A 14,916-nucleotide genomic window follows, 5' to 3' on the forward strand; every position below is an offset into this window, starting at 1 on the left:
GAGCTGGTCCTCCGACGTCCTCGATTAGATACCCCTGGGGGGTATGCAGTCAAGGAGCGATCGCGGCGGTCCGGGGGTTGCGGGACATACCCCCCAGGGGTATAAAGGAGTCACCGCCCACCGATACCCCCACTGGGTATCGACGAGATGCTACCGACTCCACGGAGGAACCCCATGTCCTGCTGCTCCAGCGACGGCACCTGCTCCACCGGCACCACCGTCACCGTCGACCCCGCGGCCGTCACCACCGTCTACGCCGTCGCCGGGATGACCTGCGGCCACTGCGAGCAGGCCGTCGGCAAGGCGGTCTCCGCCCTCCCCGGCGTCACCGCCGTGCGCGTCGACGTCCCGGCCGGCCTGGTCACCGTCTCCGCCGGGGCGGAGCTGGACGAGGCGGCCCTGCGCGCCGCCGTCGACGACGCCGGCTACGAGCTCACCGGCCGGGCCTGACCGCCCGGCGGGCCCGGGGCCCGGCGCCCCCGGCGCCGCAGGCACCCCGCCCGCCCGGAACCCCCCGGGGGTACCGGGCCCCGGGACCGACCCGCCCGAACCGCCCCACCGACGACCCACGAGGAGCCCAGATGACCACCCAGGCACCCGCCTCCACCGAGGTGGAACTCCAGATCGGCGGCATGACCTGCGCCTCGTGCGCCGCCCGGATCGAGAAGAAGCTCAACCGCATGGACGGGGTCACCGCCACCGTCAACTACGCCACCGAGAAGGCCAAGGTGAACGTCTCCGGCGCCGTCGAGGTCGCCGAGCTGATCGCCACCGTCGAGGCCACCGGCTACACCGCCGCCGTGCCCCGCCCCGCCGCCCCCGGGCCCGCCGAGCCGGACGGCCACGACGAGCCCGCCGACGAACTCGCCCCGCTGCGCCAGAGGCTGATCACCGCGCTCGCCCTGGCCGTCCCCGTCATCGCGATGGCGATGGTCCCCGCCCTCCAGTTCGACAACTGGCAGTGGCTCTCGCTCACCCTCGCCGCCCCCGTCGTCACCTACGCCGCCTGGCCGTTCCACCGGGCCGCCTGGACCAACGCCCGGCACGGCGCGGCGACCATGGACACCCTGGTCTCGCTCGGCACCGGCGCCGCGTTCCTCTGGTCGCTGTGGGCGCTGTTCTTCGGCCACGCCGGGATGCCCGGCATGCGGCACGGCTTCGAGTTCACCATCGCCCGCTCCGACGGCTCCTCCAACATCTACCTGGAGGCCGCCGCCGGCGTCACCGCCTTCATCCTGGCCGGCCGCTACTTCGAGGCCCGCTCCAAGCGCACCGCCGGCGCCGCGCTGAAGGCGCTGCTGCAACTCGGCGCCAAGGACGTCACCGTGCTGCGCGGCGGCACCGAGGTCCGCGTCCCGGTCGCCGAGCTGACCGTCGGCGAGCTGTTCGTGGTGCGCCCCGGCGAGAAGATCGCCACCGACGGCGTGGTCGTCGAGGGCGCCTCCGCCGTCGACGCCTCGATGCTCACCGGCGAGTCCGTGCCCGTCGAGGTCGCCGTCGGCGACACCGTCACGGGCGCCACCGTCAACGCCGGCGGCCGCCTGGTCGTCCGCGCCGCCCGGGTCGGCGCCGACACCCAGCTCGCCCGGATGGCCAAGCTGGTCGAGGACGCCCAGAGCGGCAAGGCCGCCGCCCAGCGGCTCGCCGACCGGATCTCCGCCGTCTTCGTGCCGGTCGTCATCACCCTGGCCCTGGCCACCCTCGGCTACTGGCTCGGCACCGGCGAGGGCTGGACCGCCGCCTTCACCGCCGCCGTCGCCGTGCTGATCATCGCCTGCCCCTGCGCCCTGGGCCTGGCCACCCCCACCGCCCTGCTCGTCGGCACCGGCCGCGGCGCCCAGCTCGGCGTCCTGATCAAGGGTCCCGAGGTCCTGGAGAACACCCGCCGGGTGGACACCGTCGTCCTCGACAAGACCGGCACCGTCACCACCGGCCGGATGACCCTGCTCGCCGTGCGCACCGCCGAGGGCGTCACCGAGGAGGAGGCGCTGCGCCTGGCCGGCGCCGTCGAGCACGCCTCCGAACACCCGATCGCCGCCGCCGTCGCGACCGCCGCCGCCGAGAGGCTCGGCACCCTGCCCGCCGTCGAGGGCTTCGAGAACGTCCCCGGCCTCGGCGTCCAGGGCGTGGTGGACGGCCACGCGGTGGTCGCCGGCCGCGAGGCCCTGCTCGCCGAGTGGTCGCAGCACCTGCCGGCCGTCCTCGCCGGGGCCAAGCGCGCCGCGGAGGCCGCCGGACGCACCGCCGTCGCGGTCGGCTGGGACGGCGAGGCCCGGGCCGTGCTGGAGGTCGCCGACGCCGTCAAGCCCACCAGCGCCGAGGCGATCGCCGAACTGCGCGGACTCGGCCTGCGGCCGGTGCTGCTCACCGGGGACAACCGGCTGGTCGCCGAGGCCGTCGCCGCCGAGGTCGGCATCCCGGCCGAGGACGTGATCGCCGAGGTGCTGCCGCAGGACAAGGTCGCGGTCGTCCAGCGGCTGCAGGGCGAGGGCAAGGTCGTCGCGATGGTCGGCGACGGCGTCAACGACGCCGCCGCGCTCGCCCAGGCCGACCTCGGCCTCGCCATGGGCACCGGCACCGACGCCGCCATCGAGGCCGCCGACCTCACCCTCGTCCGCGGCGACCTGCGCTCGGCCGCCGACGCCATCCGGCTCTCCCGCCGGACCCTCGGCACCATCAAGAGCAACCTGTTCTGGGCCTTCGGCTACAACGTCGCCGCCCTGCCGCTGGCCGCCGCCGGACTGCTCAACCCGATGATCGCCGGAGCGGCGATGGCCTTCTCCTCGGTCTTCGTGGTCGGCAACAGCCTGCGGCTGCGCACCTTCCGCTGACCCCGCACCAGAGGCGGGGGAGCACCCGGAACCACCCGGTTCCGGGTGCTCCCGCGCGTCCGGACGCTCCCGCCACCGTCCGCACTGGCCCGATGAGGGGACACCACCGAGGCGTTCCCGCAGGTCGGCGGCCCGGTCGCATAGCCTGTCGCCCTGCCGTCGGCCTGACGCCGGACGGCTTCGGGGCCGTGGACAAGGGGTGCAGGGTGGCTTCCTCGGGTACGGACGGCGCGGACGGCTCCCACGGCTCCCACGGCTCCCACGGCTCCCACCGCTCCCATGGCTCCCACGGCCCGGGCCGTGGGACGCCGGTCCCCGGATCGGTCGGCCGCAGCGCCCCGGGCCGCGGCCGGTTCCGCGCCTGGCTGCTGGAGGGCCTCTCCGACCGGGCCAAGCAGCACCCGGGCCCGCACGCCCAGGCCCCCGCCGAACAGAGCCGCCCCTGGTGGCGGGTGATGTGCCTGACCGGCCTCGACTACTTCTCCACCCTCGGCTACCAGCCCGGCATCGCCGCCCTCGCGGCCGGCCTGCTCTCCCCGGTGGCCACCGTCGTGCTCGTCGTCGTCACCCTCTGCGGCGCCCTGCCCGTCTACCGCCGGGTGGCGAAGGAGAGCCCGCACGGCGAGGGCTCGATCGCGATGCTGGAACGCCTGCTGTCGTTCTGGCAGGGCAAGCTCTTCGTCCTCGCCCTGCTCGGCTTCGCCGCCACCGACTTCATGATCACCATCACCCTGTCCGCCGCGGACGCCACCGCCCACCTGGTCGAGAACCCCCATCTGCACGACGCCCTGACGGGCAAACAGGTGCTGATCACACTGGTGCTGATCGCCCTGCTCGGCGGCGTCTTCCTCAAGGGCTTCAGCGAGGCGATCGGACTGGCGGTCGTCCTGGTCGCGATCTACCTCTCGCTCAACGTGGTGGTCGTCGTCACCGGCTTCTACCACGTCCTGGAGTCCCCGCACGTGGTCACCGACTGGGCCGACGCCCTCACCGCCGAGCACGGCAACGTCGTCGCGATGGTCGGCGTCGCCCTGGTGACCTTCCCCAAACTGGCGCTCGGCCTGTCCGGCTTCGAGACCGGCGTCGCCGTCATGCCGCACATCGAGGGCGACCCGGACGACACCGAGGAGAAGCCGACCGGCCGGATCCGCGGCGCCCGCAAGCTGCTCACCACCGCCGCCCTGATCATGAGCGTCTTCCTGATCACCACCAGCCTGATCACCACCCTGCTGATCCCCGAGGCGGCCTTCGAGAAGGGCGGCGAGGCCAACGGCCGGGCGCTCGCCTACCTGGCCCACGAGTACCTCGGCAACACCTTCGGCAGCGTCTACGACCTCTCCACCATCGCCATCCTCTGGTTCGCCGGCGCCTCCGCGATGGCCGGCATGCTCAACCTGCTGCCGCGCTACCTGCCCCGCTACGGCATGGCCCCGCACTGGGCGAAGGCGGTGCGGCCGATGGTCATCGTGCTCACCCTGATCGCCTTCCTGGTCACCTGGATCTTCGACGCCAGCGTGGACGCCCAGGGCGGCGCCTACGCCACCGGCGTCCTGGTGCTGATCAGCTCCGCCGCCATCGCCGTCACCATCGCGGCCCGCGCCGCCCGCCAGCACGGCTGGACGATCGGCTTCGCGGTCATCGCGGCCGTCTTCCTCTACACCACCGCCCTCAACATCGCCGAACGCCCGGACGGCGTGAAGATCGGCGCCTGCTTCATCGCGGCCATCATGCTCGTCTCCTTCCTCTCCCGGCTCAAGCGCGCCTTCGAACTGCGGGTCACCGACATCGTCCTCGACCAGGCCGCCGAGCGCTTCGTGCGCGACTACACCCACCGGCCGCTGCGGCTGATCGCCAACGAGCCGAAGGGCCGCGACCTCGCCGAGTACCAGGAGAAGAAGCACCAGATCCGCGCCCACAACGACATCCCCGCCGAGGACGACCTGGTCTTCGTCGAGGTGACGGTCCGTGACCCGTCGGAGTTCGAGGCGGTGCTCACCGTGCACGGCGAGGTGATGCACGACCGCTACCGGGTGCTCAGCCTGGAGAGCTCCAGCGTGCCCAACGCCCTCGCCGCGCTGCTGCTCACCGTCCGCGACCGCACCGGGCAGCAGCCGCACATCTACTTCGAGTGGACCGAGGGCAACCCGTTCGCCCAGTTCCTGCGGTTCCTCCTGTTCGGCCAGGGCGAGGTCGCTCCGGTCACCCGCGAGGTGCTGCGGGAGGCCGAACCGGACCCGGCCCGGAGGCCCCGGGTGCACGTCGGCTGAGGGGTTGTGCCGACGGGTCGTCAGGTGCCTAACATGGCGGACCCATCGGCCCCGCCCCGCAGAGGAGCAACATCCGTGCGCCATCGCAGCTTGGGTTCGATCGCCCTGGCCGGTGCCCTCGCGCTCGCCGCCCTCGGCGGCGCCCCGGCCGCCTCCGCTCTTGCCGCTGCCCCTGCCGCTGCCCCTGTCGCTACCGCTGTCGTCGCGCCGTCGACCGGTGCGCGGCACCACGTCGAGGTGTTCGGGGAGGACGGCTCGATCGGCCGGGCCGACGCGCCCGCCGCCTCCCCGTACCTGGCCGGCCGGCCCGCACTCGCACCCGCCGCCGGGGACGGCGAGGTCACGTCGCTCCTGCGCAGCGGCGAGCCGGCCGGCAAGGTCGACGTGGTCGTCATCGGGGACGGCTACACCGCCGCCGAGCAGGAGAAGTTCCGCACCGACGCCGCCGCCAAGTGGCAGGAGCTGAGCGCCGTCGAGCCCTACGCCGCCTACCGCGGGCTGTTCAACGTCTGGGCGGTCGCCACCGTCTCCGCCGAGTCCGGCATCACCGGCGACCCGGACCGCTCCACCGTCCGCAACACCGCCCTCGGCTCCTACTTCTGGTGCGAGGACATCGAGCGACTGCTCTGCGTCGACACCGACGCCGTCGGGACGTACGCGGCCAGGGCCCCGCAGGCGGACCTGGTCCTGGTCGTCGCCAACACCGCCAAGTACGGCGGCGCCGGCTACAACGTCGCCTCCCCGCTCGGCTACGACGGCATCGCCACCGTGGCGGGCGGCAACCCGCGGGCCGGGCAGATCGCCGTGCACGAGACCGGCCACTCGCTCGGCAAGCTCGCCGACGAGTACTTCTACGAGGGCGAGGACGTCTACCCGGCCGAGCTGGGCGAGCCGGACGAGTCCAACATCAGCATGTCCACCGCCGACCGGCTGGCCCGCGACCACGCCAAGTGGTACCGCTGGCTCGGCCTGACCTCGCCCGACGGGGGAGTGGTCGGCAGCTACGAGGGCGGCGGCTACTACCCGAAGGGGCTGTACCGGCCCACCGAGAACTCGATCATGCGCTCGCTGGGGCGTGCGTTCAACCTGCCCGGGCGGGAGGCGATGATCGCCGGGTTCTACCGGCACGCCGTCCCGCTCACCAGCCCCACGCCGGCCGGTACCCCGCTCACCCGCGCCGACCGGCTCACCGTGGACCTCCCGGTCGCCGGCACCGTGCTCACCTGGTCGGTGGACGGCCGCGAACTCCCGCAGCTGCGCGGCCGTACGGTGGTCAACCTGGCCACCGTCCCGCTGCCCGGCCCGCCCGGCCGCGTGCACACCCTCACCGCCACCGCCACCGACCCCACCCCCGCCGTCCTCGACCCCACCCTCCGCCCCCACCTCACCGCCACCCTCTCCTGGCCCACCACCCGCTGACCCACCCGGCAGGCGAAAGCCGACGCCTCCGACCTCTCCCACCACCGGTGCCACTCCCCCACCCTGGCCTGGCCCGCCACTGCTCCGGCACGGGAAGTCGGTGCTTCCGGCTTCCCGTGCCGGCCCGCCCACCACGGTCGTTGCCGTCACTTCCCGCCCAACGTGCTGACCTGGCATCACTCCGGCATGGGAGGTCGGCGGTCTTCGACTCCCAACGTCGGCCCGAGCATCCCCGCTCGTCTCGACGTCCATGGTCGATGGCTTCACCCTTCGTCCCTGCCGGGCTGCTGCCTGCTGGTCTGCCGGTGTGGGAAGTCGGCGGTTTCGGCGTCCTAGGCAGGCCAGGCCAATCCCGCTGGCCTCGACAGCCGCAGTCGTGGGCCTCACCCCCCGTCCTGCCTGGCTCGCCAGCGCTCCGGCCCCGGCGCCTGTGTGGGAGGCGCCGGTTGTCGGAGTGGGAAGTCGGCGGGCCCGACTTCCCATGCCCGCCGGGGTGTTGCTGTCCTTTCTGGCGGCCGTGGTTGTTGCCCCACTTGCCGTCCTCGCCGCCGGTTCCTGGCTTGCCATGTGGTGACCGGCCGCTGCATCGGCCCCGGTGCCCGGCGTGGGAGGCACAGGAAGTCGGCGGGTTCGACTTTCCGTGTCCGCCGGGGTGTTGCGGCCTGCAGTGGCGGCTTTTGGTTGTTGGCCTCGTCTCTCCCCCGTCCGGCCGTTACGTGCTGACCTGCCTCGGCGCAGGAAGTCGGTGGGGCCGACTTCCTGCGCTCGCATGGCTGCCGCTACCCGGGGCCGAACTTCCGGGTCAGGGGGCCGTGAGTGCGACTTCGTCGTACGGGGCGACGGTGGTGAAGCCGAGGCGGCGGTAGAGGGGGAGGGCGGTGGGGTGGTCGGCGCGGACGTTCAGGCCGATGTGGGCGGTGCCGCGCTGGGTGAGGAGGTGGCAGAGGTGGGCCGTGCAGGCGGCGGCGAGGCCGCGGCGGCGGGCTTCCGGGTGGGTGGTGATGTTGCCGATCACCGCCACCCGCCGTTCGGGGGAGGACACGTGCACGCCGGCCGTGGCGATCAGCCGGCCCGCGTCGTCGCGGACTCCGACGTAGGGGCCGGTGGTCAGCATCCGCTCGTCGAACCAGTTGCCCGGGTACCCGGCGGCGAAGAGGGCGAGCAGGTCCGGCAGGTCCGCCGCTCCGAGGGGGGTGACCGGGCCGGTGCCGCGCCCGAGGTGGGGCGCGAGGGCGGTGCGGTCGGTGAGCGCCATCCGCAGCATCGCCGTCCGGTGCTCGGCGCGGAAGTCCGGTGCGAGGGCGTCCAGCCCGCCGTCGGTGAGGTGGGCGAGCAGGCGGCGGGGCAGGACCGGCCGCATCGCCCGCAGCAACCCGGCCAGCTCGCCGGTGCGTTCGGGCCGGGCCAGGCCGAGCAGGGTGGGCACCTCCCCGACCGTGTACAGCAGTGCCACCGGGCCGTCCGACGAGGTGGTGTACCAGGCGGTGTGCGACCAGAACGGCTCGTCGAGGTCGCCGAGTTCGAAGAGGTGCAGCTCCGGGTCGCGGCCGAAGCGGCCGGCGAGCTCCGCCCGGTCGTGCAGGCTGGTCAGCGGGACGGAAGGGACGGAGGAGGGTGCGGAAGGGACAACGGGCGCGGAGGTCGAGGGCACCCGCCGAGCCTACGCCCGCCCGCCGGGCCCCCGGCCGCCCGGGCCGCCCGGGCCGAGGAGCGCGCGCAGGCGGCCGGGTGGCAGGCCGGCGGTCCGGTGCACCACCCGGGTCAGATGCGCCTGGTCGCTGAACCCCAACTCGTGGGCCAGGAGGGCGAGCCGTGTCTCGCCCTCGGTCAGCCGCTCCAGGGCGAGGGCGACCCGCAGCCGGTTGCGGTAGCGGGCGATGCCCTCGCCGGTCGCGGCCCGGAAGATCCGGCTCAGGTGGTGCGGCGAGCAGCCGACCGACCGCCCGAGCTGGTCCAGGCCGAGTCCGAGGTCGGCCGCCAGGGCCGCCCGGGCGGCGTCCACCAGCCGCCGGCGCTCGGCGTCCCGGGCCGGCCGGCCGCTGCGGACCCGGGCCGGGGCCAAGGAGGACAGCACCTCGCCCGCCAACGCCAGGGCCTGCTCGGCGAGTTCGAAGGAGTCCGCGCCGGCGCGCGCCCGGGCGATCAGCAGCCGGTGTGCCACCGCCGTCCGGGGTGCGGTGAACACCAGCCCCGGCGGCACCTCCGGGTCGCCGCCCAGCAGTTCGGCCACCCGGGGCTCGGAGAGCACCAGCTCGGTGTAGCGGTCACCGCCGCACGGATGGGCGAACTGCTGCTCGCAGCCGACCCGTTCGACGTAGACGCAGGCCGGGTCCAGTACCTGATCGACCCCGTCGGCCCGCCCCCGGAACATCCCGCTCCGCACCAGCACCAGTCCGAACACCGGCGCCGGCCGCAGTTCCGTCCAGCCGCGCGGCGGGTCCTGGCAGGACACGTCGGCGACGTACAGGTCGTCCCCGTTCAGCAGGCTCGTGCGCTCCACCCCCATGGCCGAACCCTACCGGCCCCTCAACCGGTATGCAGCACACGGAAGTTGTCGAGGCGGTCCGGATCCCGGTCGACGACCTGAACCGGCGGCCAGGCCCACTGCCGGACGCCGATGCCCGGCACCCGGGAGAACCGGATCCGCCCCCGGGTGCCCTCCACCTCGACGTCCTCCCAGCCCGTGCCCGGGGAGCGCAGCACCTCGGCGAGCACGGCGACCGTGTCGTAGCCCTCGAAGGCGACGAAGGACGGCGCCTCGGCCAGCCGTTCCCGCAGCGCCGCCCCGACGCGCGCGCCGAGCGGTCCGAGCCGCTCGGGCAGGTAGCGCAGGAACGGGACCGCGGCGCCGTCGCCGCCCAGCAGCGTCCGCCACTCGGCGAACTCGGGCTGCCCGGCCGGGGCGCCGACCAGGAGACCGGCGAGGCGGGGATCGCGGCGCACCGCCCGGACGACCGGCACGGCCGGCTCCGGGTGGCCGACCAGCAGGAGCAGGGCCGTCGCACGACTCTCGACGAGTGCCTCGCACAGCGCGTCGGGTGCCAGGGCCCGCGCGTCCAGCTCGACGACGGTGCCGCCGCGCGGGGCCAGCCGCTCGCGCAGGATGCGGGCCCCGGACGCCCAGTAGACGCTGGGCTCGGCCGCCACGGCGATCCGGCGGTGGCCCGCGCCGAGCAGGAAGTCCGCGTAGACCCGCCAGCCGTGGGACTGCGCGGGCGCCAGGCGCGCGACCCGCTCCGTCGGCTGGTCGGTGAGGGCGTCGAGGACGGCCGAGGAGCAGAGGAACGGCAGGCCGAGGGCGTCGGCCCGGGCGGCGGCGGTGCGGGCGACGACGCTGTGGTACTCCCCGGCCAGCGCGGCGACGCCCAGGCCGGCCAGTTCGTCGACGGCCGCCGCGGCCCGCTGGGGGTCGGCCGCGGTGTCCCGCACCAGCAGGTCGAGCGGTTGTCCGGCGATTCCGCCGGCCGCGTTCACCTCGTCGACGGCGAGCCGGAGTCCGGCGAGCAGGTGCCGGCCGGCCTCGACCCAGCCGGGGCGGGTCAGCGGGACGAGGGCGCCGATCCGGACGGACGGTCCCGCGGTCGGTTCCGCGCTCGGTGCTGTGGCGGGTCGCGATGATGGCGTGCTCATGGGTCGGCGTCTCCCGGGTGGCGTAGCGGTGGCGACGGGCCCCGACCGCAGGGTGCCGAGGCCCGTGATCATGCCGGACATTGCAACCACGGCCGCCGCCGGAAGGCAAGCGATTATCGGCGGCTTGCCGGGAGGGGAGCGGATCGCGCAAGAAACGACAAGCCGCGGGGGCGGGTACGGCGGGAGGGTGGAGGTGGCCGGCGCCCCGTACGGGGGTCGGGGCGCCGGCCCGGTCCGTCGGCCCCCGTGCTGTCCAGCGTTCTGCCCGAGGAGTCCCGGTGAACGATCCGACCATTTCCGCCGCCATGCCCGCCGGCACCGCCGGCACCGCCGCCACCGCCGGCTCTTCCGCGCCCGGCCGCCGCCGGGTGCTGCGCGGGGCGCTCGCCCTCGCCGGCGCGGTGGCGCTCCGGCCGCTCGCCGCCGCCGCCGCGCCCGCCGCCGGGACGCCCACCGGCGAGGCGCCGTCCGCCCCGGCCGCCGTCGCCGTGCGGCGGTTCGGCCGGTACGAGGTGCTCGCCCTGCTCGACGCGCACGGCACCTTCCCGGCGACCCGTCAGGCGGCCTTCCCCGACGCCACCGCCGCCGACTGGGAGCGCGCCCGGCGCCTGGACCCGGCGGCGTTCGGCACCGGCGACACCTGGGAACTGGACTTCCGCTGCTACGCCGTGCGCCGCCCCGGCGGCCGGGTCACCCTGGTGGACACCGGCATCGGCCCGGTCGGCAGCCCGGCCTCCGGCTGGGCGCCCGTCCCCGGCCGGCTGCCCGCGGTGCTCGCACGGGCCGGGATCGCCCCGGGGGACGTCGAGGCGGTGGTCCTGACCCACCTGCACGAGGACCACTACGGCTGGTCGGTCACCCCCGAGGGCGTGCCGGTGTTCCCGAACGCCCGCTACCTGGTGCAGCGCGCCGAGGTCGCCGCGCTCGGGCCGACCAGGACGGCGCGCACGTACGTCGTCGAACCGCTGCTCCGCGCCGGGCGGTTGTACGAGGCCGACGGCCGGACGGTGCTCTCCGGCCGGGCCCGCCCCGGCGGCGCGGTCACCCTGCTGCCGACCCCCGGGCACACGCCGGGCCACCAGTCGGTGCTGGTCGAGGGAGGCGGCGAGCGGCTGCTGGTCACCGGGGACGTGCTGGTCCACGCCGTCCAACTGGCCTCACCCGCCGTGCGCTACGCCCACGAGGCCGATCCCGCGACGGCCCGCCGCAGCCGCGAGCAGCTGCTCGACGACGCCCGCCGCACCGGCGCCGTCCTCGCCACCGCGCACCTCAACCGGCCCTTCGTGGGGCCTTGGTCGGTGGCGGAACTCACCCGCTGACGCCGCCCCGGAGGCTCTCGGCGGCCCGCCGGCAGGCGGTCGTGGCGCGGGTGAGGCACCCGACCGGTTCGACGATCACCTTGCGGCGGTCCTCGGGGGGCGGCGGGCGGCGGACGTAGCCGGCCCGCTCCAGCCGGTCGATCGGCCGGGCCGTCGGGCCGTCGGGCCGTCGGGCCGGTGGTGAGGCCCGTCCGGGAGCCCGGCTCGCCGGGAGCGCACAGAGGTCGGTGGCGCCGACACCGAGGCCGTCCACGCCCTGCCGACGAGCGCCTGCGAGGCCTGGGACCGGGGGGACGGAACGGCGTACGGCGCACTGTTCACGGTCGACGCGACCGACGTCACCCACGTCGGGACCGTCCACCGAGGCGGGCCGGAGATCGGCCGGGCCCACCAGGCGCTCTTCACGAGCTTCCCGTGGGACGCCCGGCTGGTCCTGGAGGTCACCGGCATCCGCTTCCCCGGCCCCGACACGGCCGTGGTGACGACGGTCGGCCTGGCGGGCCGGCCGGGGGTGTGGTCCCATCGGCGGCGAGGGTGGGCGGGGGCCCGCCGGAGCCGAGAGGGGCCGGGTTCGCATGGGTGAGCAGCCGTTCCGTACCACGGAGGCCGGGGACGCCCCGGTCGTCCTCGCACCGGACGGCGCCGTCGTCCGGCCGCTGCTGGCCCTGGACGGCCTCGGCAGCCAGGCGGTTTTCGAGCTCGCCCCCGGAGCCGTCACGCGCGCGGTGTCGCACACCACCGTGCAGGAGCTCTGGCACGTCACGGGCGGCAGCGGGCGGATCTGGCGGCGGCAGGCCGGCCGGGAGAGCGTGGACGCGCTGCGGGTGGGGACGGCGGTCTCGGTGCCGCTGGGGACGGCCTTCCAGTTCCGCGCCGACGAGGACAGCCCCGGCCCGCTGCGGATCGTCGCCGTCACCATGCCGCCCTGGCCGGAGGGCTCGACCACGGAGGCCCGCCCCGAGCGCGGTCCCTGGCAGCCCACGGTGGGCTGAGCGGTGACCGCGCCCGGGGCGGGCGGGGGCTGCACGGGGGGCGTCAGAGCGGCAGGACCAGCTCCTGACCGGGCTGGATGAGGTCGGGGTCCTCGCCGAGCACGGCGCGGTTCCGCTCGTACAGCGCGGGCCAGCCGCCGGGGATCCGGGCCAGCTCGGCGATGCTGTCCAGGCTGTCGCCCGGGCGCACCGTCCAGATCCCGCTCCCGGTTCCGGTTTCCGTACCGGTGCCTGTTTCGGTCGTGTCGGCCGGGGGCGGGGCGGCGGCCGGGGCCCCGCCGGTGGTCTCCTCCTCCTCGTCGACGGGCGGCTGCTCCCGGTCGGTGTTCTCCCGGCCGGTCTCCTTGCCGGTCTCCTTGGCGACCGGCCGCTTGCCGACCGGCGGCCGCTCGCTGGTGCGGGCGGCGCGGGAGCCGCAGACCGGCCACGGGGTGAGCCCGCGCCGTTCGGCGAGCCGTTCGGCGACGGCGATCTGATCCTCGCGGCTGGCGAGGTCGGCGCGCGGCGCGTAGGCGAGGCCGCCGTTCTCCCGCCAGGTCGGCTGGTCGAACTGGAGGCCGCCGAAGTAGCCGTTGCCGGTGTTGACGTGCCAGTTCCCGCTGCTCTCGCAGGCGGCCACCCGGTCCCAGTCGATCACGGCCCCCCGATCGGTGCCCGCCCCACCTCCCCGACCCGGTGGCGCGGCGTGCGCCGCGGGGGCGGCGAGGACGGCGGCAGCCAGGGTGCAGACGGCGGTGGGGAGCAGGCGGCGCAGGTGCGCGGTGGGGGGCATGGGCGGCTCTCAGGTCCGGGGACAAGGGCGTGCACCGCATGGGGGCGGCGCGTTCCCACCGACGCACGCCGGGGGCGCCGTCCCGTCGCCGACACGTCGGCGGGGTCACCCGGCCGGCCCCGCGCCACCACCCGACCGGCCCCGGCCGCACTCCCGTCCCGTGGCCACCGTCGGCGCCGAGCCTCGTGCGCGCGGGCCCGAACCGCTCGACGTCCGGTTGATGTGCGGCATTCGGGTGGATTTCGGACGGGCCCCGGAAGGCCGTACGGGCCGTTCCGGACAGACGACGGCCCCCCGGCGCGGACGCCGGGGGGCCGTGGGAGAAGCGTGTGCGAACGGGCCGGAACGCCGCAGGTCAGCGGGCCTGCTGGCGCTCGGCCGCGGCGGCGGCCTGCTTGCGCCGCTTCTCCTCCTTCTCCTGCTTCTCCTTGATCCGCACGGACTCCTTGCGGACCTCCGCCTGGATCGTGCGCTCGCGCCGGAGCCACTCCGGGTTCTCCTCGCGCAGCGCCTCGATCTGCTCGGAGGTGAGCGCCTCGGTGACGCCGCCGCGGGCCAGGCCCGACGCCGAGACGCCGAGCCGCGAGGCCACCACCGAACGCGGGTGCGGGCCGTTGCGGCGCAGGTCCTGCAGCCACTGCGGCGGCTCGGTCTGCAGGGCGGTGAGCTCCTCGCGGGAGATCACGCCCGACTGGAAGTCGGCGGGGGTGGCGCCGAGGTAGACCCCGAGCTTCTTCGCCGCCGTCGCCGGCTTCATGGTCTGCGTGGTCTTCTGCTTGAGCGATGTCATGGTCACCAGGGTAAGCGAGCGGCCGACGCCCCCTGTCACGGTCGGTAGCCTTGGTCGCGTGACAGAGATGCAGGTGACACCCTCGTTCCGGCTGGCGTACGTCCCGGGAGTGACCCCCGGCAAGTGGGCGCGCGTCTGGTCGGAGCGGCTGCCGGACGTTCCGCTGGCCCTGGTCGCGGTGGAAGCCGCCGCCGGGGAGCCGGCGCTGCGGGCGGGCGACGCGGACGCGGGGCTGGTGCGGCTGCCGGTCGACCGGACCGGCCTGAGCGCCATCCCGCTGTACACCGAGACGACGGTGGTGGTGTTCCCCAAGGACCACTGGCTGGCGGCGGCCGAGGAGGTCACCGTCGAGGACCTCGCCGAGGACGTGGTCTTCCACCCGCTCGACGACACGCTCGAGTGGGAGCAGCTGCCCGGCCGGCCCGCCATCGAGCGCCCGGCGACCACGGCGGACGCGATCGAGCTGGTCGCGGCCGGCGTCGGCGTGCTGCTCGTCCCGCAGTCGCTGGCGCGCCTGCACCACCGGCGGGACCTCACCTACCGGCCGATGACGGACGCCCCGCAGTCCCGGATCGCGCTGTCCTGGCTGGAGGAGCGGACCACCGACCTGGTGGAGGAGTTCATCGGCATCGTCCGCGGCCGGACGGTCAACAGCTCCCGGGGCCGGGGCCAGACCGCCGCCCCGGCCCCCGCGAAGCAGCCCGGCGGCTCCGCGAAGGCCGGCACCGCGAAGGCCGCGGGCAAGGCCGGCGGCCGCCCGGCCCCGAGCCGCAGCACCGGAGGCGCTCGCTCCCGCGGCGGCTCCGGCTCCTCGCCGACCCCTCGCCGAGGCCGCCCCAAGCGCCGAGGCTGACCCTCCGCCCTGGCCCGCCGCCCGTCGGCGGCTCGGCGCGGGC

General features: G+C 75.3%; 14 protein-coding genes. 8 read left to right on the forward strand and 6 right to left on the reverse strand.

All coding sequences use genetic code 11. The annotated features are described in order from the left end of the window. Positions 1-174 precede the first annotated feature (174 nt). The 4 genes from ABT238_RS05545 (at position 175) to ABT238_RS05560 (ending at position 6,517) form a co-directional block, all read left to right on the forward strand. Positions 175-450, forward strand: a complete 276-nt coding sequence (locus ABT238_RS05545; RefSeq protein ID WP_350572283.1) for a heavy-metal-associated domain-containing protein — start codon at positions 175-177, stop codon at positions 448-450. 131 nt (positions 451-581) lie between these two features. Beyond that, the gene (locus tag ABT238_RS05550) at positions 582-2,831 is read left to right on the forward strand and encodes a heavy metal translocating P-type ATPase (protein WP_350755613.1); all 2,250 of its coding nucleotides are present in this window, start codon (positions 582-584) and stop codon (positions 2,829-2,831) included. 365 nt (positions 2,832-3,196) lie between these two features. Next, positions 3,197-5,098 carry an APC family permease gene (locus tag ABT238_RS05555; RefSeq protein ID WP_350755802.1) on the forward strand — a complete coding sequence of 634 codons (1,902 nt, stop codon included), beginning with the start codon at positions 3,197-3,199 and terminating at the stop codon, positions 5,096-5,098. A 75-nt stretch (positions 5,099-5,173) separates the two neighbouring features. Continuing rightward, positions 5,174-6,517 carry a M64 family metallopeptidase gene (locus ABT238_RS05560; RefSeq protein ID WP_350755614.1) on the forward strand — a complete coding sequence of 448 codons (1,344 nt, stop codon included), beginning with the start codon at positions 5,174-5,176 and terminating at the stop codon, positions 6,515-6,517. Positions 6,518-7,319: 802 nt separating this feature from the next. Here the strand turns inward: ABT238_RS05560 and ABT238_RS05565 are convergent. The 3 genes from ABT238_RS05565 to ABT238_RS05575 are packed head-to-tail and all read right to left on the reverse strand — an operon-like array spanning position 7,320 to position 10,147. Beyond that, the gene (locus ABT238_RS05565) at positions 7,320-8,168 is read right to left on the reverse strand and encodes a GNAT family N-acetyltransferase (protein ID WP_350571325.1); all 849 of its coding nucleotides are present in this window, start codon (positions 8,166-8,168) and stop codon (positions 7,320-7,322) included. A gap of 9 nt (positions 8,169-8,177) precedes the next feature. Further along, the gene (locus ABT238_RS05570) at positions 8,178-9,023 is read right to left on the reverse strand and encodes a helix-turn-helix domain-containing protein (protein WP_350755615.1); all 846 of its coding nucleotides are present in this window, start codon (positions 9,021-9,023) and stop codon (positions 8,178-8,180) included. Positions 9,024-9,043: 20 nt separating this feature from the next. Continuing rightward, complete coding sequence (locus tag ABT238_RS05575) at positions 9,044-10,147, reverse strand: ABC transporter substrate-binding protein (protein ID WP_350755616.1); 1,104 nt, start codon at positions 10,145-10,147, stop codon at positions 9,044-9,046. A gap of 278 nt (positions 10,148-10,425) precedes the next feature. Here ABT238_RS05575 and ABT238_RS05580 point away from each other — a divergent pair, with 278 nt between their 5' ends. Then, entirely contained in the window at positions 10,426-11,466 is a 1,041-nt protein-coding gene (locus tag ABT238_RS05580) for an MBL fold metallo-hydrolase (RefSeq protein ID WP_350755617.1), read from the forward strand. On the opposite strand, the gene ABT238_RS05585 is transcribed toward ABT238_RS05580, so the two are convergent. Next, positions 11,456-11,719, reverse strand: coding sequence for a MarR family transcriptional regulator (locus ABT238_RS05585; protein ID WP_350755618.1), 264 nt, complete (start codon positions 11,717-11,719; stop codon positions 11,456-11,458). The two genes, ABT238_RS05580 and ABT238_RS05585, sit on opposite strands and share 11 nt — an antisense overlap. A 3-nt stretch (positions 11,720-11,722) precedes the next feature. Between ABT238_RS05585 and ABT238_RS05590 the strand changes: the two genes are divergently transcribed. Then, on the forward strand, positions 11,723-12,049 hold the full coding sequence (locus tag ABT238_RS05590; RefSeq protein ID WP_350755804.1) for an SgcJ/EcaC family oxidoreductase: 327 nt from the start codon (positions 11,723-11,725) through the stop codon (positions 12,047-12,049). Further along, positions 12,042-12,458, forward strand: coding sequence for a cupin domain-containing protein (locus tag ABT238_RS05595; RefSeq protein WP_350571332.1), 417 nt, complete (start codon positions 12,042-12,044; stop codon positions 12,456-12,458). The genes ABT238_RS05590 and ABT238_RS05595 overlap by 8 nt, the downstream gene beginning before the upstream one ends. 43 nt (positions 12,459-12,501) lie before the next feature. On the opposite strand, the gene ABT238_RS05600 is transcribed toward ABT238_RS05595, so the two are convergent. After that, positions 12,502-13,230 carry a transglycosylase family protein gene (locus ABT238_RS05600; protein ID WP_350755619.1) on the reverse strand — a complete coding sequence of 243 codons (729 nt, stop codon included), beginning with the start codon at positions 13,228-13,230 and terminating at the stop codon, positions 12,502-12,504. 355 nt (positions 13,231-13,585) lie between these two features. Then, positions 13,586-14,020, reverse strand: coding sequence for a DUF5997 family protein (locus tag ABT238_RS05605; protein WP_350571334.1), 435 nt, complete (start codon positions 14,018-14,020; stop codon positions 13,586-13,588). 67 nt (positions 14,021-14,087) lie between these two features. Here ABT238_RS05605 and ABT238_RS05610 point away from each other — a divergent pair, with 67 nt between their 5' ends. Continuing rightward, on the forward strand, positions 14,088-14,873 hold the full coding sequence (locus ABT238_RS05610) for a LysR family substrate-binding domain-containing protein (protein WP_350571363.1): 786 nt from the start codon (positions 14,088-14,090) through the stop codon (positions 14,871-14,873). Positions 14,874-14,916: the final 43 nt, after the last annotated feature.

Source organism: Kitasatospora sp. NPDC001527 (assembly GCF_040298605.1).
Taxonomy (GTDB): domain Bacteria; phylum Actinomycetota; class Actinomycetes; order Streptomycetales; family Streptomycetaceae; genus Kitasatospora.